The sequence below is a fragment of the Roseomonas sp. AR75 genome (genome assembly GCF_005222815.1).
Classification (GTDB): Bacteria; Pseudomonadota; Alphaproteobacteria; order Acetobacterales; family Acetobacteraceae; genus Falsiroseomonas.
In genome coordinates this window covers 1,533,527-1,550,110 of sequence record NZ_STGB01000001.1, presented here as the reverse complement: position 1 = coordinate 1,550,110, position 16,584 = coordinate 1,533,527, and the positions used below count along the sequence as shown (strand labels likewise).

7 protein-coding genes are annotated in these 16,584 nt (G+C 70.5%); 5 read left to right on the top strand and 2 right to left on the bottom strand.

Annotated features, from left to right (window positions below):
- Positions 1 to 93: 93 nt before the first annotated feature.
- Positions 94 to 8,430, top strand: a complete 8,337-nt coding sequence (locus E4T13_RS07290; RefSeq protein ID WP_137177524.1) for an Ig-like domain-containing protein — start codon at positions 94 to 96, stop codon at positions 8,428 to 8,430.
- Between the two features lie 48 nt (positions 8,431 to 8,478).
- On the opposite strand, the gene E4T13_RS07285 is transcribed toward E4T13_RS07290, so the two are convergent.
- Together E4T13_RS07285 and E4T13_RS07280 are read right to left on the bottom strand one after the other, a co-directional pair.
- Positions 8,479 to 10,869, bottom strand: coding sequence for a zinc-dependent metalloprotease family protein (locus E4T13_RS07285; RefSeq protein WP_170984848.1), 2,391 nt, complete (start codon positions 10,867 to 10,869; stop codon positions 8,479 to 8,481).
- 397 nt (positions 10,870 to 11,266) lie between these two features.
- On the bottom strand, positions 11,267 to 12,583 hold the full coding sequence (locus E4T13_RS07280; RefSeq protein WP_137177522.1) for a UDP-glucose/GDP-mannose dehydrogenase family protein: 1,317 nt from the start codon (positions 12,581 to 12,583) through the stop codon (positions 11,267 to 11,269).
- Positions 12,584 to 12,867: 284 nt separating this feature from the next.
- Between E4T13_RS07280 and E4T13_RS07275 the strand changes: the two genes are divergently transcribed.
- The 4 genes from E4T13_RS07275 to E4T13_RS07260 all read left to right on the top strand — a co-directional run bounded on the left by E4T13_RS07275 (position 12,868) and on the right by E4T13_RS07260 (position 16,569).
- Positions 12,868 to 13,848, top strand: a complete 981-nt coding sequence (locus E4T13_RS07275) for an NAD-dependent epimerase/dehydratase family protein (protein ID WP_137177521.1) — start codon at positions 12,868 to 12,870, stop codon at positions 13,846 to 13,848.
- Positions 13,849 to 13,948: 100 nt separating this feature from the next.
- Positions 13,949 to 14,830: a 3-deoxy-8-phosphooctulonate synthase gene (gene kdsA, locus E4T13_RS07270; RefSeq protein WP_137177520.1), complete on the top strand. Its 882-nt coding sequence runs from the start codon at positions 13,949 to 13,951 to the stop codon at positions 14,828 to 14,830.
- A 30-nt stretch (positions 14,831 to 14,860) separates the two neighbouring features.
- Positions 14,861 to 15,598, top strand: coding sequence for a 3-deoxy-manno-octulosonate cytidylyltransferase (locus tag E4T13_RS07265; RefSeq protein ID WP_137177519.1), 738 nt, complete (start codon positions 14,861 to 14,863; stop codon positions 15,596 to 15,598).
- Positions 15,595 to 16,569: an SIS domain-containing protein gene (locus E4T13_RS07260; protein WP_137177518.1), complete on the top strand. Its 975-nt coding sequence runs from the start codon at positions 15,595 to 15,597 to the stop codon at positions 16,567 to 16,569. The genes E4T13_RS07265 and E4T13_RS07260 overlap by 4 nt, the downstream gene beginning before the upstream one ends.
- Positions 16,570 to 16,584: the final 15 nt, after the last annotated feature.

Here is a 16,584-nt window from a genome sequence, read left to right as displayed (position 1 = left end):
GTTGACCGCGCGGCGATTGGCGCTGTCTGATGCGCGCGCCTCACTGCCGGGCCGATTTCCGCGTGAGGGTCGGCCCTGCGTGAGGACTTGCTGATGACCGTCGACCGTGACCTGCTGGAGGACGTGCCTGAGGCATCCTCCACCGACGTGGCGCTGCCGGTCGGCGAGGCGGCGACGGGCACGCTCACCGCATTCGACCAGGACGCCTATCGCGTCGCGCTGGAAGCGGACACGCTCTACCGCTTCCGCGCCACCGGCGACGCGCCGCTGCCGATCCTGTCGGTCTTCGACGATCCTGCCTTCGGGCCGCTGTTCAGCAACGCCTTCTTCGGCACCAACCGCGACGAGCAGCTTGTGCTGGCGCAGGGCTACATCCTGGCCGGCTTCGGCGGCGAGCATGTCGTGCAGATCGGCGACGCCGTGGATGAGGGCGGCTACACGCTGGCAAGCGCGGCACTGGATGTCACGCGCGTCGAGGAGACCGCGGATACCTCCTTTGCCGATCCGGGCTTCGTCGCGCCGGATGTGCTCGTCAGCGGCAGCTTCACCGATGCGCTCGACATCGATGTCTGGATGTTCGAGGCGGAGGCGGGTGCCACCTATGCCATCGCCTTCGCCTATGCCGACTTCGCCGATGCGTCGGGCACCGTGCTGGGCAGCGTCGAGAGCTTCGCCGCCGGGACGCTCGGGGAGTTCCAGAACTATGCCGGTTTCATGTCCGGCTTCGAGCTGGTGGCGGAGGAGACGGGGACGATCCTCGTCCGGGTGAGCACCGATGCCGGCATACCCGCCACGGGCTATCGCCTGGTGATCGAACGGACCGATGACGAGACCGGGCCGGCCAACACCGAGCAAGGCGGCGTCGCCGATCCGTTCTCGCCCGCGGTGCCGCCGGGCGGCATCTTCACGCGCATCGCGCCGGGGCAGGGCATCGCGGCGCAGTTCGACGAGAGCGACGCGGCGGGCCTCGGCGACAGCTTCCTCGTCGATTACCGCGCGGGCAGGAGCTATGTGATCTCCGCCGTCGCCATCGGCGGCGTCGATCCGCTCGACCAGTTCACGCTGCTTGTGCCGGCCGGCGCCTTCTCCACCGGCTATTCCGCAGGGCCGCAGATCGCGCAGAGCTTCGTCGCCTTCGATGCCGACGTCGTCGCGTCCTTCGGGCAGCCGACCAGCGTCGTCGCGGCCGACTTCTTCAGCGAGCGCGCAGACCTCACCGGCGACTATCGCTTCTCCGTGCTCGAAGCGGTGGCGGCGGAGAGTGGCGGCGATTCCATCGGCGCCGTGATCGCCGGCGCCGGCACGCTGGCAATTGGCAGCGCGCTGACCGCGCGCATCGACACTGCCGATGACGTGGACCTCTACCGCATCGTCGCGCCCGCGGGCAGCGCCTTCATGCTGTCCGCGACGCCGATGGACGCAGCGGGCGGCGCCAACCCCGCCGTGCTGCTGCAATCCATGGCGCTCAACCTCTATCTGCGTGCGCCCGGCACCGACACGCTCACCTTTCTCGGCGGCTTCGGCAATGGCGGCGTGGATGATCTCGGCCGCATCATCGAGATGCCGGCCGTGGGCGAATTGTATGTCGAGGTGGACAACGGCTTCGGCAACCAGACCACGACCGGCCAGTATCTGCTCTCCGCCGTGCAGATGTTCGACACCGCGCCGGCCGCGCCCACCACGGCGCGCAGCATCGCGGTGGATGGCAGCGCCTATGGCGTGCTGCTCGGCCGCACCGACGAGGACTGGTTCGGCGTGGACCTTGTTGCCGGCCAGCGTTACGCGCTGCAGGCGGATGGGCGCGGCTTCTTCGGGTTGGAGTTCGCCGACCTCGCGCTCTACGACGCCGACGGGAACCTGCTTGTCGAATTCGCCGCCGCCGACAACCAGCCCACCTATGCGCTGACCGAGGCCGAATTCCTCGCACCCTCCACCGGGCGGTTCTTCATCGGCGTCGGCAGCAGCAACGGTTTCCTCACCGGCGGCGGCGACTACCTGCTGCGCGTCAGCGGCGAGGGCGGCTCTGGCGGCAGTGGCGGCGGTCCTGGCGCGCAGGTGCTGACCGCCGGGGGCGACTTCGCCGTGCCGCGCGGCGAGACGGGCGCCTTCCTGCTGACGCGCAGCGGCACCACCACCGGCACGCTGAGCGTCGCCTGGCGGATCGAGGCCTTCGGGGACGCGCCGCTGAGCGCGGCCGACATCGCCGGCGGGCTGCCGCAGACCGGCACGGCGGTGTTCGCCCCGGGCGAGACGCAGGTGACGATTCCCGTGCAGCTTCTCGATGCCTCCGGCAGCGCGGATGCGGCGGGGTTCCGGCTGGTCGTGACGGGCACCACCGCCTCGGATGGCAGCAGCGTCTCCATCGCCGATGCGGATGCGGTCGGCGCCGCGCTGGGCGAGGAGCCGGTGATCCGCGCCGGTGGCGACGTGACGGTGACGGAAGGCGATGCCGGCCTCGTCGCGCTGACCTTCGAGGTGGTGCGGGAGGGCGCGACGGCCGATGCGATCCATGTGAACTACGCGATCGCCGGCGACGGCGCGACCAGCGCCGATCTCGGCGAGGCGCTGCCGGTGACTGGCTTCGTCACCATCGCGGCCGGCGAGACCAGCGCGACGATCACCCTGCCGGTCGCCGGCGACCGGCTGGTGGAAGGCACCGAGCGCGTGACGCTGACGCTCACCGGCGCGCAGCGCGCGGGCGACGGCACGGCGGTCCCGATCATCGGCGCCACGGCGCAGGGCACGATCCTGGACGACGACACGCCGGCGGTGATCCAGGTCTCCGGCCCCGCCGCGATGGACGAGACCGACAGCGGCCTGGCCACGCTGACCTTCACGCTGGTGCGCGGCGGCGGCCAGAAGGACGAGGTGACGGTGCAGTACGCGCTGTCCGGCACGGTGGACGGCAGCGACGCCATCGGCGTGCCCGCGACCGGTAGCGTCACCTTCGCGCCGGGGGAGACGACGCGCCAGGTCTCCATCGACATCATCGGCGACCGCATTCCCGAAGCCGACGAGACGGTGCGCTTCGAGATCCTCGATGCAGAGAGCGATGTCGGCAATGCCGTGCAGATCCTCGGCAGCGGCAGCGCGCAGACCACGATCCGCAACGACGACGAATTCACGCGCGTCGCGGTGGAGGCGGTGCGCGCCTCGGTGCAGGAGGGGGCGAACAACACGCTGGCGGGCAAGCAGCCCTCCGGCCAGCCGCCCTTCAGCTATCCCTTCATGGAAGCCGAGGCCGAGGGCGCCGGAGTAGTGGAGTTCCGCATCCTCCGCAGCGGCGAGCTGGATACCGAGCTGACGGTGGACTACTCGCTGCTCGATCTTGGCGCTGCCGCGCGCAGCTACACGGTCGCGCGCTATGTGGACGATGATTTCATCAGCACCTTCAGCTTCGGCTTCGATCCGCCCAACCCGTTCCGCGCCGATCTTTCCGGCTGGTCGAGCCAGGTGGCGAACACCGCCTCCGCCTTCGCGCCGGCCGGCACCACGGAGCCCGGTGCCGGCGACCAGCTCAGCATCAACCTGAGCACGCAGTTCGACTTCCGCGGCGAGACGGATCTCAACGCCTATACCGGCAATCCCAGCCTCGACATCGACTACCCGATCTTCAGCCTGGCGCAGCAGTTGCAGCAGGACGATGTGTATTTCGTGCCGGGCATCCTGCGCGCCGACGTCGTGCAGGACCTGACGAGCGCGCTGACCTTCGCGCTGGCATCGCCCTCGCTCGGCGAGTTCGACATCGAGGCCGCGCTGGCGTCGCGGATCTCGCTGCCGCAATACGCGCTGCCCGGCGACGTCGTCACGGTGGGAACGCAGGGCGACTTCCGTTTCCAGAGCACCATCACCGGCGAGACGCTGCATTACGGCACCGCCTCGCTGAAGCTCGAGCTGGCGAACACGACGCGCCTCGAGGACATCACCCTCACCGCCTTCGGCTTCGACCTGGCCGATCTCGGCTCCATCGAGTTCGCCGACATCGAGACGCAGACGCTGACGCTGTTCGAGTTCGGCGCGCAGGAGATCCTGGACCGGCTGGTCGGCGATCCCGAGAAGCCCTTCGGCAGGATCGAGATCGCCGACGGCTTCGAGATCGTCATGGGCCTGCCGGACGGATCGCCCAGCAAAGCCTCCGTCCTCGGCCAGGTCGGCACGCTCGCGCCGGTCACGGCGATGGCGACATCGCCGCTGGTGTCGCTGAACTTCTCGCTGCTGGAGCTGGCGAAATACCTGCCGCTGCCTCAGACCAGGTGGCTCGACCTGCTGCAGGGCGAGTTCGAGGGTGACAAGAAGCCCGATGGCTCGGACTACCCGGTCGACGTCAAGCTGACCTACACGCTGCTCGATCTCTTCCTGAAGGCCGGGCTGAACTTCACCCAGACCTATACCTTCACGCCGACGATCACCGCGAAATACGTGGTGAACGGCGCGGCGCAGGAAGGCGCGCTCGGCGAGGGCTTCGACTTCGCCGTGGCGGGCGACGCGGCCGGCATGCTCGACGTCGAGGTGACCTATGAGCTCGGCGGGACGCTCGATGTCGCCTATGGCGTCGCGCCCTTCGCGGCGGCCGGCTTCGAGCTGCTGTCCGCCGCCTTCGAGGCGGGCTACGCGCCCTCCACCTCCAAGCTCGAGTACCAGATCGGCCCGGTGGCGGAGGGCGAGGCGCAGGTGACGCTGGCGCAGTATGGCGCCGATTTCTTCAACCTGTCCTTCGACCTGGCCGAGGACGCCTTCGGCGCCGCGTCGCGCAGCTTCGAGATCCCCGTGCGCAATTTCGCGCCGGACCCGGACGCGTTGCGCTTCGGTTCCGTCACCTTCGCGCCGGGCGAGACGGAGAAGCTGGTCTCCTTCGCGCTGGCCAAGGATCGCACGCCGGAGGCGAACCAGCTTCTGGAATTGAAGATCGACGGCGCGGTGATCGATGCGCCCGGCGCGCCGGTGGTGGACACGGCCAGCGCCTACGTCACCGTGATCGACGACGACGACAGCGTCTCATTGACCCGCGAGCTGCGCTTCCTGCGCTTCAACTGGTGGGGCGATCCGCACCTCGTGACGGTGGACGGCCTCGCCTACGACTTCCACGCGGTGGGCGAGTTCGTCTTCGCCGAGGCCGTCGCGGGCGACAGGCTGAGCATCCAGGTGCGCACCGCGCCCGTGCCCGGCAGCGAGGTCGCCAGCGTCATCACGGCCATGGCGACGGCGATCGACGGCATCCGCGTGGAGGTTAACCTCGACACGCCGGGCCTGCTGCTGGTGGACGGCGTTGCGACGAGCATCCCGGAGGTGCCGGGCGAGATCGCGGTCGGCGGCGGCTTCGTGCGGCGCGAGGGCGACGGCGTCGTCATCGTCTTCGCCAATGGCGAGGCGGTGCGCGTCGGCGTCGCCGAGGGCTTCCTCGACCTCGGCGTCTTCCTGCTGGCATCGCGCCAGCCCGGCGAGCTGCGCGGCCTTATGGGCTCGCCGGACGGCAATGCCGGGAACGACCTGGCGCTGCGCGACGGCACCGTCCTCGACCAGCCGCTGACGCATGCGCTGCTCTATGGCGACTTCGCCGAAAGCTGGCGCATCGACGATGCGGAATCGCTCTTCACCTATCCGGAAGGGCTGGGCACGGCGGACTACACCGATCTCGGCTTCCCGCGTGCCAGCTTCGACATCGACGCTGTCCCCGATGCGGTGCGCGCGGCCGCGGAGGCGGTGGTGGATGCCGCGGGCATCACGGATCCCGTGCTGCGTGCCAATGCGCTGTACGACCTGCTCCTCACCGGCGACCCTGCCTTCGTCGAGGCGATCGCGGCGGGTGTCGCCACGCCCGTCGCCGCTGTCTTGCCGACCGAAGCCCCCGAGCCGTCCGCGACCTTCGGCATCTTCGCGCTGAACGGGAGGGTGGCGGAGGGCGATGGCGCGCCGGTGCCGGTCACCTTCTCCGTCTGGCGCACCGGGCCGATCGCGACAGTGCAGCGCTTCACGCTGTCGCTGGAAGGCGACTACGGCACGGATGGCGCGGCGCTCGGCCTGCCCGCCGAGATCGCCATCGCGGCCGGCGCGACGGAGGCGCAGTTCACGCTGCTGCTCGCTGGCGACGACATGCCCGGCGCGGATCGCACGCTGGCCGTGCGCATCGCGCCGGTGGACCGCCCGGTCGGCGCTCTGGTGATGGCGCCGCTCGCCGTCGCGGTGGTGGCGGATGACGACGCAGTTCCGCTGCCGGTGCTGTCCATCGCCGCCGCATCCGCCTCCGCGGAGGAAGGCACGGGCGGCATCCGCGACGTGGTGTTCACGCTGACCCTGAGCGAGCCCAGCGACACGCCGGTGCTGGTGCGCATCGGCATCGTCGCGCCGTCGCTCGGCGTTGGCGTCGATGCCGCGGATCTCGCTTCCGGCCAGGCACGGCTGATCGAGGTGACCCTGCCGGCGCAGGCCACGACGCTCGCGGTGCCCGTGGCGATCCGTGCCGACGCGACGCAGGAGGCGGACGAGGCGCTGGTGCTGCGCATCCTCTCGGCCGAGGGGGCCGCCATCGGCACGGCGGTGGCGCAGACCATCCTGCTCAACGACGACACCGGCAACCTTGCGCCGACCGCACTTGCTGCCGCGCCGATCCGCATGGCGGAGAACGACGCGCCGGTGGTCATCGACCTGCTTGCCGGCGTCAGCGATCCCGAAGGCGCGGCGCTGTCTGTGGAGGCGGTGGCGCTGAGCGGCGCGGAGGGTCTTGGCTTCGCGCTGTCGGGGACGCTGCTGACCTTCGATCCCTTCCAGCTTGCCGCGGGTCTCGCGCAGGGCGCCCTTGCGCGGCTGACCCTGTCCTATGAGGTGGTGGATGCCGGCGGCGCGCGGCTGGCGCGGCAGATCGCGCTGGAGGTGGAAGGCCGCGCCGGACCCTATCCCTTGTACCGCGACCTGGATGGCGACGGCTTCGGCGCGGGCGATCCGGTGCCGGCCTATGCGCTCGGCGCCGGCCTTGCGGCGACGGGCGACGATGCCGACGATGGCGATGCCCGCGCCTATCCCGGCGCGCCGGGCTTCGACGCAGCGGACGACGCGGCCACCACCGCCGAGGATGTGCCCGTGGTCATCGCCGTGCTGGCGAATGACAGCGTGCGCGTGGGCGACACGCTGACGCTGCTCTCCGTCGGCGAAGCGGCGCATGGCAGCACGGCGATGCAGGGTGCGGGCCAGGTCATCTACACGCCCGATGCGGATTTCGCCGGCGTGGATTCCTTCACCTACACGGTCACCGACGGCTCCGGCCTCACGCGCAGCGCCACGGTGACCGTGACGGTGACGCCGGTGAACGACGCGCCCGCCGCGCTCACCCTCTCCGCCGCGCGCGTCGCGGAGGGCAGCGCGGCAGGCACGCTCGTCGGGCTGCTTGCCGCGACGGATCCGGATGCGGGCGACAGCCTGGCCTTCATCCTGCGCGACGATGCCGGCGGACGCTTCGCGTTGGACGGCGATCGGCTGGTCACCACGCGCGAACTGGATGCCGAGGAGGGGCCCTGGCAGCGCATCGGCCTGCGCGTCACGGATGCGGCCGGCCTGTTCCTGGACCGCGACGTCGTCATCGCCGTCACGGATGCGCCGGGCCTGCGGATCAAGGGCACGGCCGGTGCCGACCGGATCGATGGCGAGGCCAGCCCGGTGGGCCGGGAACGTCCTACCGGCGATGCCGACCGGATGCTGGGCGGGGCGGGTCCGGACAGCCTGGCGGGGCTCGGCGGCAACGACGTGCTGGTCGGCGAGGACGGTGCGGACAGCCTCTCCGGCGATGCCGGCTTCGACGTGCTGCGCGGCGGTGCGCAGGATGACAGCCTGGATGGCGGCAGCGGCGGCGATGCGCTGTTCGGCGACGCCGGCGACGACCTGCTGCGCGGCGGCACGGATGACGACCGGCTGCAGGGCGGCGCCGGCGCCGACAGCCTGCAGGGCGGGCAGGGCGAGGACCTGCTCCTTGGCGGCGCGGATGACGACCGGCTGGACGGCGGCGAGGGCAACGACACGCTGCTGGGCGAGGCGGGCGTGGACAGCCTCGCCGGCGACGGCGGGGACGACATGCTGCTCGGCGGCCTCGGCGCGGATTCGCTGCGTGGCGGGGAGGGCGCCGATCTCTTCATCTTCCGCGACATTGCGGAGAGCACGCCGGATGCGCCCGACCTGATTCTGGACTTCGCCTGGCGGACAGACCGCATCAACCTGGCGCGGCTGGATGCCGATGCGCTGCAGGATGGCGACCAGCGCTTCGCCTTCATCGGCGCGGCGCCCTTCGGCGGCGGCGGCGCGGCCGATGCCGGTCAGTTGCGCGTGCAGGCCGAACCGGGGCTTGGCTTCCGGGTGGAGGCGGATGTGGATGGCGATGGCAGCGCGGATTTCGCGCTGCTCTTCGCGGGCGATGCGCGGCTGGGCGCGGCCGCCTTCATCCTGTGACGCGGTGCGCGCTGCCGGCGGGCCGATCCGGGCCCGCCGGCAGCGTCCTCACCAGATCGCCTCGATGCCGGAGACCTGGGCGTCGGACATGGTGAACAGGTTCACGATGATCGTGTCGCGCACCGTGTCGCCCTGCACCACTGCGTCTACCAGCCGCACCCACATGACGCTGCCAACGCCGGTCGCGATGAACTCGCCGTCCCAGGAGAGCGCGGAATCCGGCGCATCCATGAAGCGCTGCCAGGTGGTGCCGTTGTCCGCGGAATACTCGAAGCGGAAGGCCTCAGTGGTCGAGTTCGCGACCACCTGCATCACCTTGTCGCCCGGCGCGAGGTTCACGAACTGCCAGCGGAAGTCGATGGTGGCGCCGTCCGCGGTGACGCCTTCCCGCAGGGTGGTGAAGCGGCTGTCCAATGCGAATTGCGCGCCCTTGGTCGCACCGACGACGCTCGGCGAGACGAGGTATTGCCCATAGGGCTTCCCGCCATTGGTGGCGGCCAGGTCGTCGTCGAGGTTCGTCACGGCGACGCTCGCCTCCGGCAGGCCGGCCGCGGCGAGGGTCAGCGTGTAGGCGGCCGAGCCGTCCGCGGCCTCGTCGTCGACGCCGGTGATGGCAAGGTTGGCGGTCCAGCTGTTCGCGGCGTTCAGCAGCAGCGTCCCGGCGCTGAGCGCGCCCTCATTCGCGTTGAGGCCGCTGATGGTCACCAGCACCTCGCCGGCGACACCCTCGGCGCGCACGACGACGATCTCCGTTTCGCCCGCCTCGGACGTCGTCACCGTGGTCCGGTCCACCAGCAGCTTCGGCGTCACCGGCGGCGGCGGTTCCGGATCGGGATCGGGTGGCGGGGGTGGCGGCGGAGGCGGCGGGGGTGGTGGCGGGGGCGGCGGAGGCGGAGGCTCCGGGTCTGACGGCAGGGATTCGGTGTAGCTGCCCGTCACCATGTACTGCCCGAGCGAGCCGTATTCGCTGTACCCCGTCGGCTTGGCCGCCAGCGGATCGCCGAAGCCGACGCCGTCGATTGCCAGATAGTAGGTGCCCCCCGCCAGATCGGTGGCCGTGATCTGCGCCCCGAGCGAGGTCGCGGCGTTCACCGACTGGATCAGCGTGCGCGACGAATCGTAGAGGCTGAGCGCCACATCCATCATGCTGAAGGCCGAGGCGGCGTAGGTGGGCGTGGCGGAGCCGGCCACGTGGATTCGCGACCAGGCGGAGACGGTGAGGTCCAGGCTGCCGCCGGCGGCGACGGTGAAGCGAAACATGTCCACGTCGTTGTTCGTGCCGGAGCCCGAGATCACGCCGAAGGTCTGCACCTCGGCGATGCCGTCCACGATGCTGCCGCCGAGCGCGCCGGCCGTGGTGAAGCTGTTCCCCCAGTCATCCGCGCGGTAGCCGACGCCGTTGTTCTGCGTGGTGATGACCGCGAGGTCGTCCTGCAGCATCGTCGCGCCGGTGTATTCGCCCTTGCTCCACTGCACGATGTTGGCGTTGTAGCCGACGCCCATCACCGGCGCCCAATCCGTCGCGCCGCTGCCATGGCCGTAATAGTAGTCGTTGCGCGTGCCGTTGACGGTGATGCCGTCATGGCTCAGGCCCAGCGAGTGGCCAATCTCATGCGCCGCGGCGTCGGCGATGTTCTTCGCCTTGTCGGCCAGGCGGTTGGCATAGATGAAGACCGGCGTGTCGCTGCCCCAGTCGAAGCTGCCGGTATAGGCGATGCCGCCGAAGTTCTTGCCGCCCTCGTCGGTGATGACCACGCGCACGCCGAAGGCCTCGTCGCCCTTGCCGGTGTAGCGCAGCGCCTCGAGCCCCGGATCCTCGGTGGTGACGTTGATGTTGAAGGGGGAGAAGTATTCCGCCACGCGCTGCCAGACCTGCTGGATGGAGCTGAGTTCGGAGGCGGAGAAGGCCGCAGCGGTGTCGAGGGAGAAAGCGGGCGAGTTGATCGTTGCCGTCCCCCAGTAGCTGTTCCAGGAGGTGCCGGTGGTCGTGTGGCCGTCGAAGTCGAGATAGACGGTGTATTTTGCGCCGGGCAGGCTGTGCAGCTTGAAGGTGTCGCCGAAGGCGATGCCAAGGCCGTTGTCCGGCACCGCATCGAGCGTGACCGTGTCCGCGATCACCTGCTGGACCGTTGGGTGGCCGGCGGTGGCCTTCTGCTCCGCGATGGTCGGTTCAAGAGCCTCGCCGAGCGGCGTCACCGTCGGCAGGCCGCAGGCGCCGCAGCCGCAGCCGGTTGCATGGAGGCCGCTGTCCCCGGGCGCGTCCACGCCGTCGTCGCAGGTGAAGCCGGAGCCGGAGTTGCCGCCGGAGACGATGTCCGGCTCCGGCCGTTCCAGGGGCGGAGGGGGCGGCGCGGTGGTTGTGGTCTCTTCCTGCTCGGCCGCTGCGTCAGCCTCATAGCGCGCGCGCAGCAAAGCGAGCGCATTGGTCAGAAAACCCATACGAAAACCCCCCGTAGCAGCCAGTCCGCAGGCCACAAGCAAGCAGCAGGTCATTAATCTTAATGAAAGTCCGCTTCTTCAGGCGGAAGACCTCAGTCGCGATGCGGCCCCGATCCCAGGTGCGGCATACTGTCCATGTTGTTTTCTAGGGGCAAGCCACCAATGCACGGAAAATGAGATGCGTGTTGCTGCTTTGGTCGGAGGTGTGGCCCGATCGATATTGACAGTTCGTAGACCATATGCAGATCGGCCCCGCAGCGAGCCTTGCGCCCCGGTTGCATGATGCCGCGGGCGATGCGCGTCCGGGTCGGGCGTATGCGATGAAAGGGGGGCGGGCACAACGCCCGCCCTTGCGCCTTCTTGTCAGGCAAGGCGAATGCCGCGCAGGGGCCGCCGGTCAGTTGCCGGCCGACCGGCCCCCGACGCGGCTGTACTGGAAGCCGTGCCGCGCCATCTCCTCGGCGCGGTATACGTTTCGCAGATCGACAAGCACCGGCGCCGCCATGCGCTGCTTCAGCCGCGCCAGGTCCAGCGCGCGGAAGGCGTCCCACTCGGTGATCAGCACCAGCGCATCCGCGCCATGCGCGCAATCATAGGCATCGGTGGCGTAGGTGACGTCGGTCAGTTCCTTCTTCGCCTGCTCCATGCCGACGGGATCGAAGGCGCGGATATGCGCGCCGGCGCGCTGCAGCGCGCCGATGATGCTGATGGCCGGCGAATCGCGCATGTCGTCGGTGTTCGGCTTGAAGGTGAGGCCGAGCACCGCGATCGTCTTGCCCTGCACGCTGCCGCCGCAGGCCTTCACCACCTTGCGCGCCATCGCCGTCTTGCGCGCGTCGTTCACGGCGACGACGCTTTCGACGATGCGCATCGCCACGCCGTAATCCTGCGCGCTGCGCATCAGCGCCTTGGTGTCCTTCGGGAAGCAGGACCCGCCATAGCCCGGGCCGGCGTTCAGGAATTTCGGCCCGATGCGCTTGTCCATGCCGATGCCGCGCGCCACCAGCTGCACATCCGCGCCGACTTCCTCGCAGAGATCGGCGATCTCGTTGATGAAGGTGATCTTGGTGGCGAGGAAGGCGTTCGCGGCATACTTGGTCAGCTCCGCCGTGCGGCGGTCGGTGAACAGCACCGGCGCGGCGTTCAGCGACAGCGGGCGATAGAGCTCCGCCATCACCTCCTTCGCACGCTCGTCATTGGCACCGACCACGACGCGGTCGGGGCGCTTGAAATCCTCGATCGCGGCGCCCTCGCGCAGGAATTCCGGGTTGGACACCACGGAGAACTCGGCATCCGGCCGGGCTTCCCGGATGATGCCTTCCACCATGTCGCCGGTGCCGACGGGGACGGTGGATTTGTTCACCACCACCGTATAGCCGGCCATCACCCGCGCGATGTCCTTCGCGGCGTCGCGCACGTAGCGCAGGTCGGCATGGCCGTCGCCGCGGCGTTCCGGGGTGCCGACGGCGATGAACACCGCCTGCGCCGTCGGCACGGCCTCGGCCAGATCGGTGGTGAAGGACAGCCGGTTTGCCGCGACGTTGTCCGCCACGAGGCGGTCCAGGCCGGGCTCGTAGATCGGGATGATGCCCTTCTTCAGGTCGGCGATGCGCTGTTCGTTCACATCGACGCAGATCACCTCATGCCCGAAATCGGCGAAGCAGGCCCCGGACACCAGCCCGACATAGCCGGACCCGATCATCGCCACGCGCATCGCAAACCTCTTTCTCTGTCGCGGCCCGGAAGCATGCCGCCTCGGGCCCCCTTGGCCCGGTCGGCGCCGCCATACCACGGCCGGGCGGCGGCGCGGAGGGGCGGGGTTGCGGCGCGGCGGCCGGGCGCAATCTGGCGCGGCGGGCACTGCGGTGGGGTTAACGGCGGGGAAGGGCGCGCGGCTTGGCGCCCTGCGCCCGCCGAGATTATACCGCCCCGCAGCACGCCGGCGGCACCGGCCAGGAGTCTCGCCCGCATGCCTTCCCCAATCGGCGCCGCCTGAGCATGGGCCAGGTCCTTGTCACCGGCGCGGCCGGCTTCATCGGGGCGCATCTGTGCCAGGCGCTGCTGGCGCGGGGCGAGGCGGTGATCGGGCTCGACAACCTCAACCCGTACTACGACCCCAGGCTGAAGGAAGCCCGTCTGGCCGCGCTGACCGGCGCGGCCCGCCCCGGGCAGTTCGCCTTCCACAGGCTGGACCTGTCGGACCATGATGCCGTGCTGGCGCTCATGGCGGCGAATCCCGGCCTCGATCGCGTGGTGCATCTCGGCGCGCAGGCCGGCGTGCGCTGGTCGCTGCAGGCGCCCTTCGCCTACACCGCGGCCAATGTGACGGGCACGCTGGCGATCCTGGAAGGCGTGCGCCGGGCCGAGGGACGGATCGGGCACGCCGTCTATGCCTCCACCAGCTCGGTCTACGGCTCGCGCACCGACGGCCCGTTCCGGGAGACCGACTGCGCCGACCGCCCGGCCTCGCTCTACGCCGCCACCAAGCTGGCGGGCGAGATGATGGCGAAGTCCTACACCGACCTCTACGGCCTCAGCCTGACGGGGCTGCGCTTCTTCACGGTCTATGGCCCCTGGGGCCGGCCCGACATGGCCTACTGGCTGTTCACCGAGGCGATGCTGAAGGGCGAGCCCATCCGGCTGTTCAACGAGGGCCGGATGAAGCGCGACTTCACCTATGTGGACGACATCGTCGCCGGCGTGGTGGCCGCGCTGGACTGCCCGCCGGCCGCACCGGCGCACCGCCTCTACAACATCGGCAACAGCCGGCCGGAGGAGCTGCTGGACATGGTGGCGATGCTGGAGGCGCTGCTGGGCGTGCAGGCGAAGCGCGTGCTGATGCCGATGCAGCCGGGCGACGTACCCGCGACCTATGCCGATGTCTCCGCGATGGAGCGCGATTTCGGCTGGCGACCCACCACCGACCTGGCGACCGGCCTCGGCCGCTTCGTGGCCTGGTGGCGGGGGTATTTCGGGTAGTGGTCCGACCGTCGCTGGCGCGACCCGCCGGCGGCGCGCAGCGGCCCGGTCGCGCGCGGCCCTTGCGCCGCCGTCGCGCTGGTGGCAGCCACGCCAGGCCATGACCCTCCCGCCCCAGACCGTCGAGATCGGCGCCGGCCCCGGTGCCGTGCGCCTGGCCAATCACCTGCCCATCGCGTTGATCGCCGGCCCCTGCCAGATGGAAAGCCGCGCCCATGCGCTGGAAGTCGCGCAGGCGCTGAAGGAAATCGCCGCGTCCAGGAACATCGGGCTGGTGTTCAAGACCAGCTTCGACAAGGCGAACCGCACCTCCGGCTCCGCGGCGCGCGGCATGGGGATGGCGGCCGCGCTGCCTGTCTTCGCGGAGATCCGCGACTCGCTCGGCCTGCCGGTGCTGACCGACGTGCACGACGCCGGCCAATGCGCCCCGGTGGCGGAGGTGGTGGACGTGCTGCAGATCCCCGCCTTCCTCTGCCGCCAGACCGACCTGCTGCTCGCCGCCGCCGCCACCGGCCGCGCGGTGAACGTCAAGAAGGGCCAGTTCCTCGCACCCTGGGACATGCCGCATGTGGCCCGGAAGATCACGGGCGCGGGGAATCCGCGGGTGATCCTGACGGAGCGCGGCGTCTCCTTCGGCTACAACACGCTGGTTTCCGACATGCGCGCGCTGCCGATCATGGCGCGCACCGGCCATCCCGTGGTGTTCGACGCCACCCATTCCGTGCAGCAGCCCGGCGGGCAGGGCGGGTCCTCCGGCGGCCAGCGGGAATTCGTGGAGACGCTGGCCCGCGCGGCGGTGGCCGTCGGCGTCGCGGGCCTCTTCATCGAGACGCATCCGGACCCGGACAAGGCGCCTTCGGACGGTCCGAACATGGTGCCGCTCCATCGGTTCGAGGCGCTGGTCGCGCGGCTGCAGGCGCTGGATGCGCTGGCCAAGGCCTTTGCCGCCGAGGATCGTGCCGCCGGCGCCGCCGGGGCCTGAACCGAACGGGGGGAAGAAGGGCGTCCCGCGATGAACCCGATCGTCGTCATCCCCGCGCGCATGGCCGCCACCCGCCTGCCCGACAAGCCGATGGCCGACATCCATGGCGAGCCGATGATCGTGCATGTCTGGCGCCGGGCGATGGAGGCCGATCTCGGCGCCGTCGTCGTCGCCACCGACAGCCCGGTGATCGCGGAAGCCGTGGCGCGCGTCGGCGGGCGCGTGCAGATGACGCGGGACGATCATCCTTCCGGCACGGACCGGGTGCATGAGGCGCTCTCGGTGCTCGATCCCACGGGCGCGCACGATGCCGTGGTGAACGTGCAGGGCGACCTGCCCACCATCGCCCCGGCGACGATCCGCGCCGCGCTGGTGCCGCTGATGAACCCGGACGTGGACATGGCGACACTGGTCGCGGAGATCGTGCGGCCGGAGGAGCGGGTGGCGCCCCAGGTGGTGAAGATGGTCGGCAGCGAGCTGGCGCCGGGCCGCTTCCGCTGCCTGTATTTCACCCGCGCCACGGCGCCCTGGGGGGAGGGGCCGCTGTGGCATCATATCGGGCTCTATGCCTGGCGCCGCGCCGCGCTGGCGCGCTTCGTGGCACTGCCGCCCTCGGGTCTGGAGCAGCGGGAGAAGCTGGAACAATTGCGGGCACTGGAAGCGGGCATGCGGATCGAGGCGATCGCGGTGGATACGGTGCCGCTGGGCGTGGACACGGCGGAGGACCTCGCGCGCGCACGGGAGATTCTTTCGGGCCGCGTCGGATGAGCGAGGCCGCACGCCGCGCCACGCTGCTGCGCACCGTCACGCTGGAAGCCGAGGGCCTGGCCGCGCTGCGCACGGCGCTGGAAGGCCCGCTCGGCGACCGCGTGCTGGAGGCGGTGGCGCTGATCCTCGCCCATCCCGGCCGCGTCATCGTCACGGGCATGGGCAAGTCCGGGCATGTCGGCCGCAAGATCGCTGCGACGCTGGCCTCCACCGGCTCGCCCGCGCATTTCGTCCACCCGGCCGAGGCCAGCCATGGCGACCTCGGGATGATCGGGAAGGAGGATGTGGTGCTGGCGCTTTCCTGGTCGGGGGAGGCGCCGGAACTGGCCGACATCATCGCCTATACGCGCCGCTTCGACGTGAAGCTGCTGGCCATCACCTCCCGCAGCGAGAGCGCGCTGGGGAGCGCGGCGGATCTGTGTCTCGCGCTGCCGCGCATGCCGGAAGCCTGCCCGAACGGGCTCGCGCCCACCACCAGCACGGCGATGCAGCTCGCGCTGGGCGATGCGCTGGCGATGTGCCTGCTGGAGGCACGGGGATTCTCGCCGGCCGATTTCCGCGCGATCCACCCCGGCGGCAAGCTCGGGGCGCGGCTGAAGCGCGCGCGGGACCTGATGCACGGGGCGGAGGAGCTGCCGCTGGTCGCGCGCGACGCGACGCTCGAGCAGGCGATCGTGGAGATGACCTCGCGCCGCTTCGGCGTGACGGGGGTGGTGGACGAGGGCGGCGCGCTGGTGGGCGTGCTGACCGATGGTGACCTGCGCCGCGCCTTCCAGCGCGGCCTGGCGATGGCCGGGCCGGTGGCGGCCGCCATGACTCCGAGGCCGAGCACCGCGGCGCCGGAGGATCTGGCGGCGGACCTGCTCGGGCTGCTGAACGAGAAGCGGATCACCAGCGTCTTCGTGGTGGAGGCCGGGCGCCCGGTGGGCATCCTGCACCTGCACGACCTGCTGCGGGCGGGGGTTCTGTAGCCGCATCGCGGGTGG

Bases quoted from the DNA above. Each gene is read 5' to 3' on its own strand.
- kdsA (WP_137177520.1), top strand. From the start codon at position 13,949: ATGACCCTCCCGCCCCAGACCGTCGAGATCGGCGCCGGCCCCGGTGCC.
- E4T13_RS07265 (WP_137177519.1), top strand. From the start codon at position 14,861: ATGAACCCGATCGTCGTCATCCCCGCGCGCATGGCCGCCACCCGCCTG.
- E4T13_RS07260 (WP_137177518.1), top strand. From the start codon at position 15,595: ATGAGCGAGGCCGCACGCCGCGCCACGCTGCTGCGCACCGTCACGCTG.
- E4T13_RS07285 (WP_170984848.1), bottom strand. From the start codon at position 10,869: ATGGGTTTTCTGACCAATGCGCTCGCTTTGCTGCGCGCGCGCTATGAG.
- E4T13_RS07275 (WP_137177521.1), top strand. From the start codon at position 12,868: ATGGGCCAGGTCCTTGTCACCGGCGCGGCCGGCTTCATCGGGGCGCAT.
- E4T13_RS07280 (WP_137177522.1), bottom strand. From the start codon at position 12,583: ATGCGCGTGGCGATGATCGGGTCCGGCTATGTCGGGCTGGTGTCCGGG.
- E4T13_RS07290 (WP_137177524.1), top strand. From the start codon at position 94: ATGACCGTCGACCGTGACCTGCTGGAGGACGTGCCTGAGGCATCCTCC.